This window comes from Rhodobacter capsulatus, assembly GCF_003254295.1.
In the GTDB taxonomy this organism is placed as follows: Bacteria; Pseudomonadota; Alphaproteobacteria; order Rhodobacterales; family Rhodobacteraceae; genus Rhodobacter; species Rhodobacter capsulatus.
On the sequence record NZ_QKZO01000001.1, the window covers coordinates 391,698 to 406,594 of the forward strand.

Here is a 14,897-nt window from a genome sequence, read left to right on the forward strand (position 1 = left end):
TGACGGGACCGACAGCCTTGCGGGCGGCGCGGGCGATGACACGCTCGACGGCGGCGCCGGGGAAGACAGCCTGGACGGCGGCGCGGGCGACGACGCGCTCGTGGCGGGGTCCGGCGACGTGATGACCGGCGGCGCGGGGCGCGATTCCTACGACATCACCTGGAGCCCGGGCGACGCGCCGCTGACACTCACCGATTACGGCGACCTCACCGGCGCGGCGGCGGGAAGCTTCGAGACGGTGCTGATCCGCGACGACGCTTTCACCGCCGACATGGAATTCCGGCTCGACACCGTCGAGGGCGGCGTGGTGGCGATCGTCGATGGCGAGACCGTAGCCCTGTTCCGGGGCGCCGATCTCGAGACCCTGTCCGAACACCTGACGCTGCAGGATGCCGCCGACAACAGCTACACGCCGGATGTGCCCACGCCCATGATCCACGGCACCGATGGCGCCGACAGCCTGACCGGCACCGCGGCCGACGAGGCGATCTACGCCCATCTTGGCGCCGATACGGTGCTGGCGGGCGCGGGCAATGACACTGTCTCGGGCGGCTATGGCGCCGACGACCTGCGCGGTCAGGACGGCAACGACAGCCTGCTGGGCGGGGCGCAGGACGACAGCCTCGACGGCGGCGCGGGCAATGATTCCCTGCTGGGCGAAAACGGCAACGACCGGCTGAGCGACCGGAGCGGCGCGGATCTGCTGGATGGCGGCGCGGGCAATGATCTGCTGATCGCCACCGACGATCCCGCCTCGACGGCCGCCGACACGCTGCTGGGCGGCGCGGGCGATGACACGCTGATCGGCGACCTGCTGGACACGATGACCGGCGGCGAGGGCGCGGATGCCTTCACCACTGGCTACACTTCGGCCGGGGACAGCGCGCCCGAGGTCGTCGTGGTGACCGATTTCACCGTCGGCACCGACCGGCTGGTGCTGGAGGACGTGCCCGCCGATGCGGTGATCAGCATCATCGATCGCGACCTGGGGGCGGTGGTGCGGGTCAATGGCGCGGATGCGTTCCGGCTGCACGGCGTCGCCGCCAGCGACATCACGCTCGACATGATCACCGTCACCCCCGCCACGGCGGCCTGAGCGGCCGCCGGACCCGACCGCAGGGCCCCGTTTCGGCGGGGCCTTTTGCTGTCGTGACGCAAGCCGCCGCAATCCTCCCCGATGCGCGGGATGGTTATCAAAGCGTTGACAATCGGGCCGCGACCGGGCGGCAACGCCCTTGCGGTGCGGGCGCCAAGGCCTCATTCTGCCGGAAAGACGAGGGGTTTTCCGATGCTTGGCTTGTTCATCGCGGTTTCTTTCGCGCTGGCTCTGGTGGTCTGGGCCGAACGGCACCCGCCATCCGGCACCGCAAGTCCCGTCGCAGACCTTGCGGCCGCACGCCGTTCCCCGGCTGCGGCTGCGGCTGCGGCTGCGGTCGAAGACCTGCCCCGGATCCGCGGCTTCCGCCCGGGCGACGTGATCGAGCTGGAGATCATCGGCCCCCTGCCCCGTCCCGAAGACCTGCGCTTCGACCAGGTCGGGCACGATGCGCGGATGCTGCTGGACGACCTGCCCGCGCTGATCTTCGAGGGCGTTCCGGTCCGCCATCTGCGCCCCGCGCAGATCCGTTTCCGCAGTCCGCAGGCGGCCTGACCGGCCGCAGCGGACGAAAAAGCCCCGGGCAGGGCTGGCCCGGGGCTTTTTATTTTCCGGCGTGCAGGCGGATCAGATCGCCGCCTTGCGGCCTTCTTCCAGATAGATCTCGCGCAGCCGCATCGCCACCGGACCGACCTTGCCGCCGTTCAGCGCCACGCCGTCCACTTCGACGACCGGCATCACGAAAGCCGAGGCCGAGGTGAAAAACGCCTCGTCGGCGGCCTGCGCCTCGCTGATGGTGAAGGGGCGTTCCTCGATCTCCATCTGCGCCTCGGCGGCGTATTTCAGAAGCGAGGCCCGGGTGATCCCGTGCAGGATGTCGTTCGACAGCTCGCGGGTGATGATCTTGCCGCCCTTGACGATATAGGTGTTGTTCGACGAGCCCTCGGTCACGAAACCGTCCTCGACGAACCAGGCGTCATGCTTGCCCGCGGCTTCGGCGGCCATCTTCGCCATCGACGGGTACAGCAGCTGCACCGTCTTGATGTCGCGGCGATGCCAGCGCAGATCCGGGATCGAGATCACCTTGATGCCGGTCTTCGCCTTCGGATCGTCCGCCAGACCCGGCTTCGACTGGGTGTAAAGCACGATCGTCGGCGGCGTGCCCGCGGGCGGGAAGTGGAAATCGCGGTCGCCCGCATTGCCGCGGCTGACCTGCAGATAGATCATGCCATCAACCAGATTGTTGCGCGCGATCAGCTGGCGGTGGATCTCCAGCCAGTCCTCGCGGCTCAGGTTGCCGGTCATCTGCAGCTCCGCCATCGAGCGGGAAAGCCGGGCCAGATGGCCTTCGAATTCCAGGATCTTGCCCTCAAGAACCGAGGTCACTTCGTAAACGGCATCGCCCATCACGAAGCCACGGTCAAAGATCGAGACCTTGGCCTCTTCCTCGGGCAGATAGTCGCCATTCAGGTAAACGGTGCGGCTCATGCGCGTTCCTCCTCAGCCCCAGAGCCCCGGCTCGGGGGGATAAACCATTCCGTCCGCATAGCGCAGCGGGCTTTCGCGGTCTTGGGCCAGAAGCAGGGGCCCGTCAAGATCGACATAGGCCGCAGCCTGCGCCACAAGGGTCGCAGGCGCCATCGCCAGCGAAGATCCGACCATGCAGCCGACCATCACGCCATAGCCTTCGGCCAGCGCAGCTTGCCGCAAGGCCAGCGCCTCGGTCAGCCCGCCGGTCTTGTCGAGCTTGATGTTCACAAGATCGTATTTGCCCTGCAGATGCGAAAGCGACTTGCGGTCATGGCAGCTTTCATCGGCACAGACCGGCACCGGACGGGCAAGGCCGATCAGCGCCTCGTCATCGATCGCGGGCAGGGGCTGCTCGACCATCGCCACGCCCAGCCGGACCAGATGCGGCGCCAGATCGGCGTAAACCTCGGCCGACCAGCCCTCGTTCGCATCGACGACGATCACCGATTTCGGCGCCCCCGCCCGCACGGCCTCCAGCCGCGGCATGTCATCGGGCGTGCCGAGCTTGATCTTCAGGATCGGCCGATGCGCGTTCTTCGCGGCCGCGGCCCGCATCTGTTCCGGCTCGGCGAGCGACAGGGTGTAACAGGTGACTTCCGGACCGGGGGCGGAAAGCCCCGCCAGCTCCCAGACCCGCTTGCCCGCGGTTTTCGCCTCCAGATCCCACAGCGCACAATCCACCGCATTGCGCGCCGCGCCCGGCGGCAGGGCATCGTAAAGCCCGGCCCGGGTGATGCCCGCGGGCAGCCCCTCGATCTGCGCCGTCACGCTTTCCAGGCTTTCGCCATAGCGCGCGTAAGGAACGCATTCACCCCAGCCGGTCACGCCCCCGCGCGTGATCCGCACCGTCAGCACTTTCGCCTCGGTCCGCGAGCCGCGCGAGATGGTGAACACCTCGGCCAGCCGGAACGTGTCGGCCGTTACGGAAATCATCTTCCGCCCTTTCATCTTGCCCCAAATCCCTCCGCCGGAGGCTCCTGCCCCCGGCACAGGCGCACGGTCTCAGATCGCGGCGAGCGCGTCCACCAGCTTCGTCGCGCCAAAGCGGAAGGGATCGGTGGCGGGCAGACCCATCTCGGCCTCGACCTTGGCAAGATAGGCGCGGGCTTCGGCCTCGGGCATGTTCTGCGTGTTGATCGAGATGCCGACAACCTTGCACGCCGGGTTCGCGACCTTCGCCACCTGCAGCGCCAGATCGCGCAGCGCGTCAAGGCCCGGCAGCTGATAGCCCGGCAGGCCGCGCATATGGGCACGGGTCGGTTCGTGGCACAACACCAGCGCATCGGGCTGACCGCCATGCACCAGCGCCATCGTCACGCCGGAATAGCTGACGTGGAACAGGCTGCCCTGCCCCTCGATCAGATCCCAGTGATCGGCGTCATTGTCGGGCGTCAGCCATTCGACGGCCCCCGCCATGAAATCGGCAATCACCGCATCAAGCGGCACGCCGTCGCCGGTGATCAGGATCCCGGTCTGCCCGGTGGCGCGGAACGTGGCCTTCATGCCGCGCGCGCGCATCTCCTTTTCCATGCAGAGCGCCGTATACATCTTGCCGACCGAGCAATCGGTGCCCACCGCCAGCATCCGCTTGCCGCTCCGCTTCACGCCGTTGGCGATCGGATAGTCCACCGTCGGCACCCGCACATCATGCAGCTGCCGCCCGCAGGCCTTCGCCACAGCGACAAGGTCTTCCTCGTCGCGAAGCAGGTTGTGCAGGCCCGAAGCCAGATCGAAGCCCTCTTCCAGCGCCATGATCAGCACCTTTTTCCAGGCCTGCGAGATCACGCCGCCGCGGTTCGCGACACCGATCACCAGCGTCTTGCAGCCCGCAGCCTTGGCGGTGGCGAGGTTCATCTCGGGCAGGCCCAGATCGGCCTTGCAGCCCTCCATCCGGTATTGGCCGACGGCATATTCCGGCCGCCAGTCCTTGATGCCCTGCGCCACTTTCGCGGCCAGCTGGTCGGGCGCATCGCCAAGGAACAACAGATAGGGGGTTTCGATCAGCGACATGGGAACCTCGGCGGGTTGGAAAGGGTTTCGCAAGGTATGACGCGACAGCGCCCGGATTTTCTTGGAAAGATGCGGCGGAACCGCGAAAACTCTACAACTTTCTTGCGCAATATTGCGATTTCACCGCAGCTTCTTCCAAGTTTTCCGCACGCCGCAAAATTCATCACCCTTTGGCGCCGATGCTGCAGCCGCAGAAATTCCTTGCGCGCCGCGGCGCAACAATATATCGCAAACGCAACGCATCCCGTAACTTCATTGCCGAGAGACAGATGAGCTTCCGCACCCAGCCCCCTGCCCCCGCCCGCCTCAACCGCTGCCAGCTGTTCGGGCCGGGTTCGCGTCCGGCGATCTTTGAAAAGATGGCGCAATCGGCGGCCGATGTGATCAACCTCGACCTGGAAGACTCGGTCGCGCCCGATGACAAGCCGCAGGCGCGGCGCAACATCATCGAGGCGTCGCACAACATCGACTGGGGCAACAAATACCTCTCGGTTCGGATCAACGGCCTCGACACGCCGTTCTGGTATCGCGACGTGGTCGAGCTGCTGGAAGAGGGGTCCGAGCGCATCGACCAGATCATGATCCCGAAAGTGGGCTGCGCCGCCGACGTTTATGCGGTCGATGCGCTGGTCACCGCGATCGAGGCCGCCAAGGGGCGGAAGAAACGCATTTCGCTGGAAGTCATCATCGAATCGGCCGCGGGCATCGCCCATGTCGAGGAGATCGCGGCCTCCTCTCCGCGGCTGCAGGCGATGAGCCTTGGCGCGGCGGATTTCGCGGCCTCGATGGGCATGGCCACCACCGGCATCGGCGGCACGCAGGAAAACTACTACATGTTGCATGCGGGCGTGAAACACTGGTCGGACCCCTGGCACTGGGCGCAGGCCGCCATCGTCGCCGCCTGCCGCACCCATGGCATCCTGCCGGTCGACGGCCCGTTCGGCGATTTCTCGGATGACGAGGGCTTCCGCGCGCAGGCTTTGCGGTCGGCCACTTTGGGCATGGTCGGCAAATGGGCGATCCACCCGAAACAGGTCGCCTTGGCGAACGAGGTCTTCACGCCCTCCGACGCCGCCGTGGCCGAAGCGCGCGAGATTCTGGCGGCGATGGAAAAGGCCAAGGCCGAGGGCGCCGGCGCCACCGTCTACAAGGGGCGGCTGGTCGATATCGCCTCGATCCGGCAGGCGGAAGTGATTGTCAGACAGGCGGAAATGGCTAAGGTCTGAGCACCGTGTAAACGATTCGTGACCGAATCGATTCGGATCCCGGAGTGGCAGGGAGGGGAGGCCCGGCTGCATGAGGGAACAGGAACGCCCCGGACCCGCGCCGGGGCGTTTCCCCATTGGCCCACCCCCGACCGGCTGACCACGACGGGTTGCCCCGACTGGCTGGCCGCGCCCGCGGCACTCTGCCCGGTTTTCCCTGCGTCAGTTGCAAATCCCGGCCCGCGCGGTCATATAGGCCACGACTGCGTTACGGAGGCTTCGATGACGACCTATCTCGAGTTCGAAAAGCCGCTCGCCGAGATCGAGGGCAAGGCCGAGGAACTGCGGGCGCTGGCCCGGGCGAATTCGGGGATGGATGTCGAAAAGGAAGCGGCCGCGCTGGACAAGAAGGCGGCGCAACTGCTGACCGACCTTTACAAGGATCTGACGCCCTGGCGGAAATGCCAGGTGGCGCGGCATCCCGACCGGCCGCATTGCCGCGACTACATCTACGAGCTTTTCACCGAATACACGCCGCTGGCGGGCGATCGCAACTTTGCCGATGATCACGCGGTGATGGGCGGTCTGGCGCGCTTCGACGATCAGCCGGTCGTCGTGATCGGCCATGAAAAGGGCCACGACACCGCATCCCGCATCGTGCACAATTTCGGCATGGCCCGCCCCGAGGGCTATCGCAAGGCGATCCGGCTGATGGACATGGCCGACCGCTTCGGGCTGCCGGTGATCACGCTCGTCGACACGCCCGGCGCCTATCCGGGCAAGGGCGCCGAGGAACGCGGCCAGGCCGAGGCCATCGCGCGCTCGACCGAAAAATGCCTCTGCCTTGGCGTGCCGGTGATTTCGGTGATCATCGGCGAGGGCGGCTCGGGCGGGGCCGTGGCCTTTGCCACCGCCGACCGCATCGCGATGCTGGAACATTCGGTCTATTCGGTGATCTCGCCCGAGGGCTGCGCCTCGATCCTGTGGAAGGATGCCGAGAAGATGCGCGAAGCCGCCGAGGCCTTGCGGCTGACGGCGCAGGATCTGAAGAAGCTCGGCGTGATCGACCGGATCATCGCCGAACCGCTCGGCGGAGCGCAGCGCGACCGCAAGAAGACGATTGCCTCTGTCGGGGTCGAGATCGGCAAGATGCTGGCGGATCTGAAGGGCAAGAAACGCGCCGAGATCCTGGCGGCGCGGCGCAAGAAATTCATCGACATGGGCTCGAAGGGTCTGGCGGCGTAAGTCGCGGACCCTGCGACATGAAAAAGGGCGGCCTCGGCCGCCCTTTTTCATTCACGAAATGCCCAAAGCTCAGCCGATCTTCAGCCCGGCCTCGGCCATCAGGCTGTCCGAGGCGGTTTCGATCTGCGCCTCGATCACCTTCATGTAATCCCCCATCGGCATGCCGGGCGCGATCGTGGGCAGGAATTCCACCACCGCCAGCCCGGGTTTGCGCAGGACGGCCTTGCGCGGCCAGAACACGCCGACATTCGTCGCCACCGGCACGCAGGGCAGGCCCAGTTCGGCATAAAGCGCCCCGGCACCGATCTTGTAGGGCTTTTTCACCCCCGCCGCGACGCGGGTGCCCTGCGCGAAGATCACCAGCTGCCCGCCCGCGAAACGCGCGTTCTTCGCCTGTTGCAGCATCCCCTTGATCGCCGCGCCGCGCTTGCCGCGATCGACCGGGACGCAGCCGATCAGGTAGGCATACCAGCCGACGAAGGGGGTCCAGACCAGCTCCTGCTTCATGATGAACTTGCCGCGCGGGATCGCCGCATAGATCATCAGAATGTCGAAGAAGCTCTGGTGCTTGGCGGCGATCAGCACGTCGCCTGTCGGGATCTCGCCGCGGTATTCGGTCTTGATGCCGACCATCCAGCCCGCGGTCCAGCACACCCATTTGCAATAGCCCCGGCAGACATGAATGGCGGCAGACCGCCCGCCGATCAGCGCATAGGGCAGCCCGAAGACGGCATAGACCGCCAGCATCAGATACATCTGCGCGATGAACAGAACCGAGCGGATATATTGCAAAACGATCATCAGCGAATTCCCCTGAGCATGCGCAGCGCCGCGGCGCGGGTGGCGCCAAAGGCCACTAGCGCAGCCAGCACCGGCAATGCAAGCGGCCAAAGCCAGCCCCAGCCGGTGAAACCAAGCCCGGTCAGGAAGCCGCCCGCCGCATCGGCCGCGGGCAGGGCCGCCACCGCCGCCATGCCCAAAGCCGTGCCCAGCGCCGCCCCCGCGCCCGCGCGCTTCGTGAAGCGGCGCACGAAGGCCCCGGCGATGAAGGCATCCTGCGCGCCCACCAGCCGCAACGTGCGGATCACCTGCCCGTTCGCCGCAAGGGCCGCCTGCGCCGCCAGCGTGATCATCCCCGCCATCGCACCGCCGATCAGCACCAGCGACAGCCAGCCCAGAAGCCGCAACCGGCTGGCCGCGGCGATCAGCGGCTTGCGCCAGCGGGTGTGGTCATCGAGCACCGCCCCGGGCGCCTCGGCCGCCAGCCGCAGCCGCAGCCCCTCGGCGTCGATGCCCTGCCCGGTCTCGGTCAGCTCGACCAGCTTCGGCAAGGGCAAGGTGTCCACCGGCAGATCCGGCCCGAACCAGGGGTCGAGCAGCTTGCGCATCTCGCCCTCGTCCATGGCGCGGTAGCTGGCCACACCGGGCGTCGTTTCCAGCGCCTCAAGCACCGCGCGCAGCTGCGTTTCCATCTGGTCGGGCGGCGCCGAAATCCGGATCGTGGCCGAGCGCGCCAGCGCCTCGGACCAGCGATCGGCCAGCCGCCCCGAGGCCAGCGACAGCGCCAGCGCAAAGACCGCCAGAAAGGCCATCGCCGCCGAGGTGAGCACGGTCAGATTGGCGGTGAAGCCGGTGGGCGGCACCACCCGGTCGGCGGTCGACAATTCAGAGCCGAAAGGATTGAACCGCATCACAGATCCGCCCCCGCCAGTTGCAGCCGCCGGTTCGCGATCCGCAGCACCCGCGCCGAGACCTGCGCCTTCGCCTGCCGGATCAGGTTCAGATCATGCGTCGCGATCAGCACGGTCTTGCCCAGCTTGTTCAGCTCCATCAACAGCGACAACAGCCGCAGCGACATTTCCCAATCGAGGTTGCCGGTGGGCTCGTCGGCCAGAATCACCTCGGGCGAGGTGATGATCGCCCGCGCTAAGGCCGCCCTTTGCCGCTCGCCGCCCGAAAGCTGCGGCGGCAGCGCGTTCATCTGCGCCTTCAGCCCGACCCAGGCCAAGAGCTCGGCCAGCTCCATGCCGTCGATCGGCCGCCCCGACACCGTCAGCGGCAGCGCCACATTTTCCGCCACCGAGAGGTGATCGAGAAACTGGCAGTCCTGATGCACGACGCCGATGCGCTGGCGCATCCGGGCGATGTCATCGCGGCCCATCGTGCGGGCGTCCTGACCGTAAAGCCCCATGAACCCCGAAGAGGGCAGCAGTTCGGCATAGCACAGTTTCAGGAACGTCGTCTTGCCCGCACCCGAAGGCCCGGTCAGGAAGTGAAACGACCCCGGCACCAGCTTCAGCGTCATCTCCGCCAGCAGCTCGCTTCCGCCATAGCCGACGGCAACATCCTGCAATTCGATCACTGCGCGGCCCCTCCCCTGTTGCCCCCTTTGCGGGCGGCACCTGCGACACACTCAAACTATTGGAGTTTGTTTCTTTGCTTGCTACAACAAGCTGGTAGAAAAGGCCAGAATGGCAAGCGAGGGGCGAGGCTGGGAACCGGATGCGGCTGATCTGCCCGAGATGCGGTGCGCAATACGAGGTGGATGACGTGGTCATTCCCGCCGCGGGGCGCGATGTGCAATGTTCCGGCTGCGGCCAGACCTGGTTTCAGCCCAGCCGGGCGATGCTGGATGCCGCCGCCGATCCGGCGCAAGCCGCCGGTGACGCCAGCGCGCCCGGGGCGCCGCAAGACCCGTCTGCCGCGCCCCAGATCACCGCAGACCCGGAGCCCGAGGCTTGGCCCGAACCGCGTCCCGAAGACTGGCCCGATGTCGACCCCGTGCCGGAACCGGCGCCGCCCACCGTCCCCGAGGTCACCGTCGCCGAAGTCACCGTCCCCGAGGTCGCCGGGGCAGAGATCGCCTTGTCCGAAACCGGGGCCCCGGCGCTCGAAGGGCTGGACTGGGCCGTGCCGCCGCAGGCCGACACGGAACCCGAACCGGCCGATCTTGATCCGGCCGAGGTCGAGGCCGATGTGACCCAGGCCATTGCCGAGCTGATGCGGGCCCATCCACTGGCCGCGCCCGTCGCCCCCGAGGCCCCCCCGGCCCCGGCGTTCGCGACGCCCGCCCCCGTATCATCGCATGGCCCCGTATCGCCCGCCCCCGTATCGGTAGGGCCGCATCCCGTGCCGCCCGCCCCGCAGCCGTCTCCGCCACCGTCCGGCGATCTGGGCCCGGCGCCACGGGCGGGGGCGATTCCGCGCCGCCCGCTCGACGAAAACCTGATGGCGATCCTGCGCGAAGAGGCCGAGCGCGAAGCCGCCGCGCGCCGCGCAGAGGGCGCGGGGCTCGAGACGCAGGACGAAATGAACCTTGATCCGGTGCTGCCGCCGGTAGCGCCGCCTGCTCCGGTGCCGCCTGCTCCGGTGCCGCCTGTCGCCGTGCCACCTGCTGCGGTGCAGCCGCAGCGCGTGGCCCCGCCGCCGCGCGCCGAGCCGCGCCGGGTGCCCGATTTCAGCGATCTGACTTCCGTCGACGCGGACGACCCTCTCGCCGATCCGACCGGGGCACCCGATGCCTCCCCCCCGGACAGCCCCGGGCGCGCGCCGCGGCGTCAGCGTCTGCCCGACATCGACGAGATCAATTCCAGTCTGCGGGCCAGTGCCGACCGCGCGGGCGACATTGCCGCCCAGGGCACGCTGCAGGGGCGGCAAGACACGCGCGCGGGCTTCCGGCTCGGCTTTTCGACGGTGCTGCTGCTCGCGGCGCTGGCGCTTCTGGTCTATGCCTATGCGCCGCAGCTGGCCGGGCGGGTGCCCGCGCTGACGCCGCTGCTGGACAGCTATGTCGCTGCGGTGGATGCGGCGCGGATCTGGCTCGACGGGCAATTGCGCGCGGTGATCGCCGCGATGCAGGCGGAGGCGCCGCAGGGCTGATCGGATCGCTCAGGGCGTCGCGAAGCGATCCAGCAGGCGCCGCAAATAGTCGCGTTCGGGCTCGGGGCGGCTCCGCTCGGCGGTGCGGCGGCGGATTTCATCCAGAAGATCGCGGGCGCGCCGATAGATGTCGTCGCCCTTCAAAAGATCCGAGTCGGTGCCGATCCGGCTGCCCTCGCCCGTCGCCCGGCCCAAGGGATCGCGCGGCAATTCGCGTTCGCCATGCCCGCCCATCGCATCGCCGCGCCGCTCCATCCCCTGCGCGCCCTGCCCGGTCTGGCCCTGCCCGCCCTCCTCGGCCAAGGCCTCGCCCAGATGGCGCATGCCCTCGCGCAGCGCCGCGATCGCATCGGCCTGCCGGTCCAGCGCGCCGCCCAGATCGCCGTCCTTCAACGCCTGTTCGGCGCCGTCCATCGCTTCCCCGGCCCCTTCCAGAGCCTGTTCGGCCTGTCGCGCCGCCTCGCCGTCTAGCCGCGGCATCAACCCGCGCTGGCGTTCCAGATCCCGGCGCAGCGCATGCTGCCGGTCTGCCAGATCCTGCCCCGTCAGGCCCTGCCCCGGATCATCGCCCCCCGCTTGCGGCGGCTCCCCGGGTTGCGGTTGCATCTGCGGGCCGCCCGGTCCCGGCTGTTCCAGCCCCGGATCGATGCCCTCGGGCTGCGGGCTGCGTTGCATCTGCCGGAAGGCATCGTCGGACAGCTTCTGCTGCTCGCGCAGCGTCTGGCCAAGGTCTTTCATCGCCTTGCCCCCGGGGCCGTCGCCCTCGCCGCCCTCGCCCTGGGTGACCTTCATGTTTTCCATCAGCCGCGCCAGCTGATCGAGCAGCTCCTGCGCCTCGGCCATCTTGCCTTCCTCCATCAGACGCTGGATTTCTTCCATCATCTGCTGGATCTGATCGCCGGTGATGCGCTGGCTGTCCTGCTTCTGGCCGAATTGCGGCCCCTCTTCCTGATCGGTGGCGCGCTCGGCCAGCATCTGCAGATAGCGGTCGGTGGCCTCTTTCAGCTCGGCCATCAGCTTGGCGATCTCGTCCTTCGAGGCGCCGTTGCGGATCGCCTCGCTCAGCCGTTCTTGCGCCTGCTGCATCGCCGAAAGCGCATCGGCCAGACCGCCATCTTCCAGCAATTTCGCCAGATCCCACAACACCTTGGCCACTTCGTCCCGGGCTTCGGGGGTCAGGGGCGCGCCTTCCAGACGTTCGATCTGCGCATGCAGCGCCTCGGCCATCTGCGGCAGCGGGAACAGCTTCTCGGGCCGGTTCAGGATCGCCCGCAGAAGCGCGGCCGTGCGGGGGGCGTTTTCGCGCGACCACAGAAGATCGCGGCGCAGCTCGATCAGCGCCGCCGCGCGCGGGTCAAAGAACCGCCGCCCGGGCAGCTCGAAGCCCTGATCGCCACTCGTGCCGGTCTGGCCCAGCCCGTCCTCGACCGAGAGCGACAGCTTCACCGGCAGGTTCGCCCAAGGGTGTTCGGACATGTCCTCGGTCAGAATTTCGGTGAAATCGGCGCGCGAGCCGGTGATGGGAAGCGGCAGATCGAAGCTCAGATCGGGGTGCGGCTCGGGGGCAATGGCCAGCCCGTAGCGGCGGTCGATCGCGGCCAGATCAAGGCGGATCTGCGCCTGCCCCCGGATCACGCCGTAATCATCGGTGGCGTGGAAGGGCTGCGCCAGCTTGCCATCGGCGCGCCGTTCGGCCAGCCGCGGCAGCTCGACCGCGGGGGCGGCATCGGAGAGCAGCGTGACGCGGAAGCTGCGCCCCATCCGCCCGCCGATCTCGATCCCGCCGGAGCGACGGGCCGTCAGATCAAGGCTTTGCACCTCGGCGTCGTCGGTCTTTTCGGGCGTCGCGGCGGGGCTCGAGACGGTTTCGGTGAAGGGCACCGACCCGGGCGAGCCGTAAAAACGGAAGCTGAGTTTGGTGCCCTCGGGCAGGACCAGATCTTCGCCCTCGACGCCGTTCAGATAAAGCCCGGGCTTGCCGGTGTAGCGCGGCGGTTCGGCCCAGCCTTCCCAGGCGGGGCCCATCGCGGCCTCGGCGGCGCCGGGGGGGCGGGGATGTTCAGGCGGAGTGAAGATCGCCAAAGGCGCGCCGAAGATCAGCGCCACGGTGACACCGGTCAGCGCGGTTATCCGCAGGCCGTAAGGGTCGCGCGGCGCCAGATCGGGCACGGGCAGGGGGGCGCGGGCGCTGGCGGCGCGTTCGGCCATGCGACCGCGGTGCAAAGCCCAAAGCGCGCGCGTTGCCGGATCGGTCTCGCCCAGCGCAAGACTGTCGGTCAGCGCGGCGAGCGGTCGGCCGGGCAGCGTCGCATCCAGCCGGGCTATCGCCTCGGCCCGGGTGGGGATGCGAAACCGGCGCAGCCCGGGCGCGGCCAGCACGACGGCCAGAAAGCCCAGACAACCGGCCAAAACGGGCCATTGCCGCCCGCTCAGGTAATCGGGCAGGCGAAAGGCCAAGAGCGTGAAGGTGATCGCCGCCAGCGTCAGCAGCGGCCAGAAGGCGCGCAGCAGCCGTTCGGCCAGCATCGCCGCCCGCGTCAGCGCGATCGGTCGGGCCAGCGGGGCGAGCGGGTCGCCCGGAAGGGGCGGCGGCGGCGGCATCGGTCCTTTCCGGCCCCGACTACGGGATCAGAGCCATTCCGGGATGCTATCGCGGGCCAGCATTTCCTCAAAGCTCGGTCTTTGCCGGATGACGGCGAAGTGATCCCCGCTGACCAGCACCTCGGGGATCAGCGGCCGGGAATTGTATTCGGACGCCATCACCGCGCCGTAAGCCCCCGCCGAGCGGAAGGCGACCAGATCACCCTCGGCCATCGGCGGCAGCTCGCGGCCCTTGGTGAAAGTGTCGCCGGTTTCACAGACCGGGCCGACGACGTCGAAGGGCTGCGCTTCGGTGCCCGGCGCGGGCTCGATCACCGGAACGATGTCGTGATGCGCGCCATACATCGAGGGCCGCACCAGATCGTTCATCGCCGCATCGACGATGAGGAAATTGCGCCCCTCGCCTTCCTTGAGCCAGATCACCGAGGTCACCATCAGCCCGGCATTGCCGGAAATCAGCCGCCCCGGCTCGATCTCGATCTCGCAGCCCAGATCGCCCAGAACGCGCGCGATCATCGCGCCGTAATCGGTGGGCAGGGGCGGCGCCTCGTTCGAGCGCTGGTGATAGGGGATGCCAAGGCCGCCGCCCAGATCCAGGCGGCGGATCTTGTGGCCATCCTCGCGCAGCGCCAGCGTCAGCTCGCGGACCTTGGTGAAGGCGGCTTCAAACGGCGCCAGATCGGTCAGCTGGCTGCCGATATGCACATCGACGCCGATCACCTCGATCCCGGGCAGTTTTGCGGCCTCGGCATAAACCGCGCGGGCCTTGGCAATCGGGATGCCGAACTTGTTCTCCGACTTGCCGGTGGCGATCTTTTCATGGGTCTTCGCGTCGACATCGGGGTTCACCCGCAGCGCGATCGGCGCGGTGACGCCCAGCGCCGTGGCAATTTCCGAAATCGCCCGCAGCTCGGGTTCGCTTTCGACGTTGAATTGCCGGATGCCGCCGGTCAGCGCCAAGGTGATTTCCGCGCGCGTCTTGCCGACGCCGGAAAAGACGATGCGGTCCCCCGGCACGCCCGCGGCTTTCGCGCGGCGGTATTCGCCGCCCGAGACGACATCCATCCCCGCGCCCAGATCGCCGAGCAATTTCAGCACGGCCAGGTTCGAATTCGACTTGATCGCGAAACAGACCAGATGATCGGTGCCCGCCAGCGCCGCATCGAAAAGCTGGAAATGCCGGGTCAGGGTCGCGGCGGAATAGACGTAAAACGGCGTGCCGACAGCCGCGGCGATCTCGGGCAGGGCCACGTCCTCGGCATGCAGCACGCCATTGCGGTAGAGAAAATGATCCATCGCGCCCTCCGACTGTTCGGGCGTTCTTAGCCGGT

Annotated in this window: 13 protein-coding genes; 5 read left to right on the plus strand and 8 right to left on the minus strand. The window is 67.9% G+C overall.

Annotated features, from left to right (window positions below; translation table 11 throughout):
* Positions 1 to 1,096 (plus strand): calcium-binding protein (locus tag LY44_RS17790; protein ID WP_282957848.1); only part of this gene is annotated, 1,096 nt, incomplete at its 5' end.
* A 192-nt stretch (positions 1,097 to 1,288) separates the two neighbouring features.
* Positions 1,289 to 1,651 (plus strand): hypothetical protein, encoded by a 363-nt coding sequence (locus LY44_RS01895; protein ID WP_055213309.1) that lies wholly within the window; start codon positions 1,289 to 1,291, stop codon positions 1,649 to 1,651.
* 72 nt (positions 1,652 to 1,723) lie between these two features.
* Here the strand turns inward: LY44_RS01895 and LY44_RS01900 are convergent, their stop codons facing one another.
* The 3 genes from LY44_RS01900 to dgcN all read right to left on the minus strand — a co-directional run bounded on the left by LY44_RS01900 (position 1,724) and on the right by dgcN (position 4,630).
* Complete coding sequence (locus LY44_RS01900) at positions 1,724 to 2,584, minus strand: D-amino-acid transaminase (RefSeq protein WP_055213307.1); 861 nt, start codon at positions 2,582 to 2,584, stop codon at positions 1,724 to 1,726.
* Between the two features lie 12 nt (positions 2,585 to 2,596).
* A complete protein-coding gene (gene dgcA / locus LY44_RS01905; protein ID WP_055213346.1) occupies positions 2,597 to 3,559 on the minus strand; it encodes an N-acetyl-D-Glu racemase DgcA in 963 nt (320 codons plus the stop codon).
* 69 nt (positions 3,560 to 3,628) lie between these two features.
* Positions 3,629 to 4,630, minus strand: coding sequence for an N-acetyltransferase DgcN (gene dgcN / locus LY44_RS01910; RefSeq protein ID WP_055213345.1), 1,002 nt, complete (start codon positions 4,628 to 4,630; stop codon positions 3,629 to 3,631).
* Positions 4,631 to 4,905: 275 nt separating this feature from the next.
* Between dgcN and LY44_RS01915 the strand changes: the two genes are divergently transcribed.
* A complete protein-coding gene (locus tag LY44_RS01915) occupies positions 4,906 to 5,862 on the plus strand; it encodes an L-malyl-CoA/beta-methylmalyl-CoA lyase (RefSeq protein ID WP_055213306.1) in 957 nt (318 codons plus the stop codon).
* A 261-nt stretch (positions 5,863 to 6,123) separates the two neighbouring features.
* Positions 6,124 to 7,086 (plus strand): acetyl-CoA carboxylase carboxyltransferase subunit alpha, encoded by a 963-nt coding sequence (locus LY44_RS01920; protein WP_055213305.1) that lies wholly within the window; start codon positions 6,124 to 6,126, stop codon positions 7,084 to 7,086.
* A gap of 69 nt (positions 7,087 to 7,155) precedes the next feature.
* Here LY44_RS01920 and LY44_RS01925 read toward each other — a convergent pair whose 3' ends face one another.
* The 3 genes from LY44_RS01925 to LY44_RS01935 are packed head-to-tail and all read right to left on the minus strand — an operon-like array spanning position 7,156 to position 9,448.
* On the minus strand, positions 7,156 to 7,887 hold the full coding sequence (locus LY44_RS01925) for a lysophospholipid acyltransferase family protein (RefSeq protein WP_055213303.1): 732 nt from the start codon (positions 7,885 to 7,887) through the stop codon (positions 7,156 to 7,158).
* Positions 7,887 to 8,777 (minus strand): cell division protein FtsX, encoded by an 891-nt coding sequence (locus tag LY44_RS01930; RefSeq protein WP_055213302.1) that lies wholly within the window; start codon positions 8,775 to 8,777, stop codon positions 7,887 to 7,889. Before LY44_RS01930 ends, LY44_RS01925 begins: the two co-directional genes overlap by 1 nt.
* A complete protein-coding gene (locus LY44_RS01935) occupies positions 8,777 to 9,448 on the minus strand; it encodes a cell division ATP-binding protein FtsE (RefSeq protein ID WP_013068865.1) in 672 nt (223 codons plus the stop codon). Before LY44_RS01935 ends, LY44_RS01930 begins: the two co-directional genes overlap by 1 nt.
* Positions 9,449 to 9,588: 140 nt before the next feature.
* On the opposite strand from LY44_RS01935, the gene LY44_RS18405 reads away from it, so the two are divergent.
* Positions 9,589 to 10,965 (plus strand): zinc-ribbon domain-containing protein, encoded by a 1,377-nt coding sequence (locus LY44_RS18405; protein WP_055213300.1) that lies wholly within the window; start codon positions 9,589 to 9,591, stop codon positions 10,963 to 10,965.
* Between the two features lie 9 nt (positions 10,966 to 10,974).
* Here the strand turns inward: LY44_RS18405 and LY44_RS01945 are convergent, their stop codons facing one another.
* Positions 10,975 to 13,566: a DUF4175 domain-containing protein gene (locus tag LY44_RS01945; RefSeq protein ID WP_055213299.1), complete on the minus strand. Its 2,592-nt coding sequence runs from the start codon at positions 13,564 to 13,566 to the stop codon at positions 10,975 to 10,977.
* Positions 13,567 to 13,593: 27 nt separating this feature from the next.
* Positions 13,594 to 14,862, minus strand: a complete 1,269-nt coding sequence (gene lysA / locus LY44_RS01950) for a diaminopimelate decarboxylase (protein WP_055213297.1) — start codon at positions 14,860 to 14,862, stop codon at positions 13,594 to 13,596.
* Positions 14,863 to 14,897 lie beyond the last annotated feature (35 nt).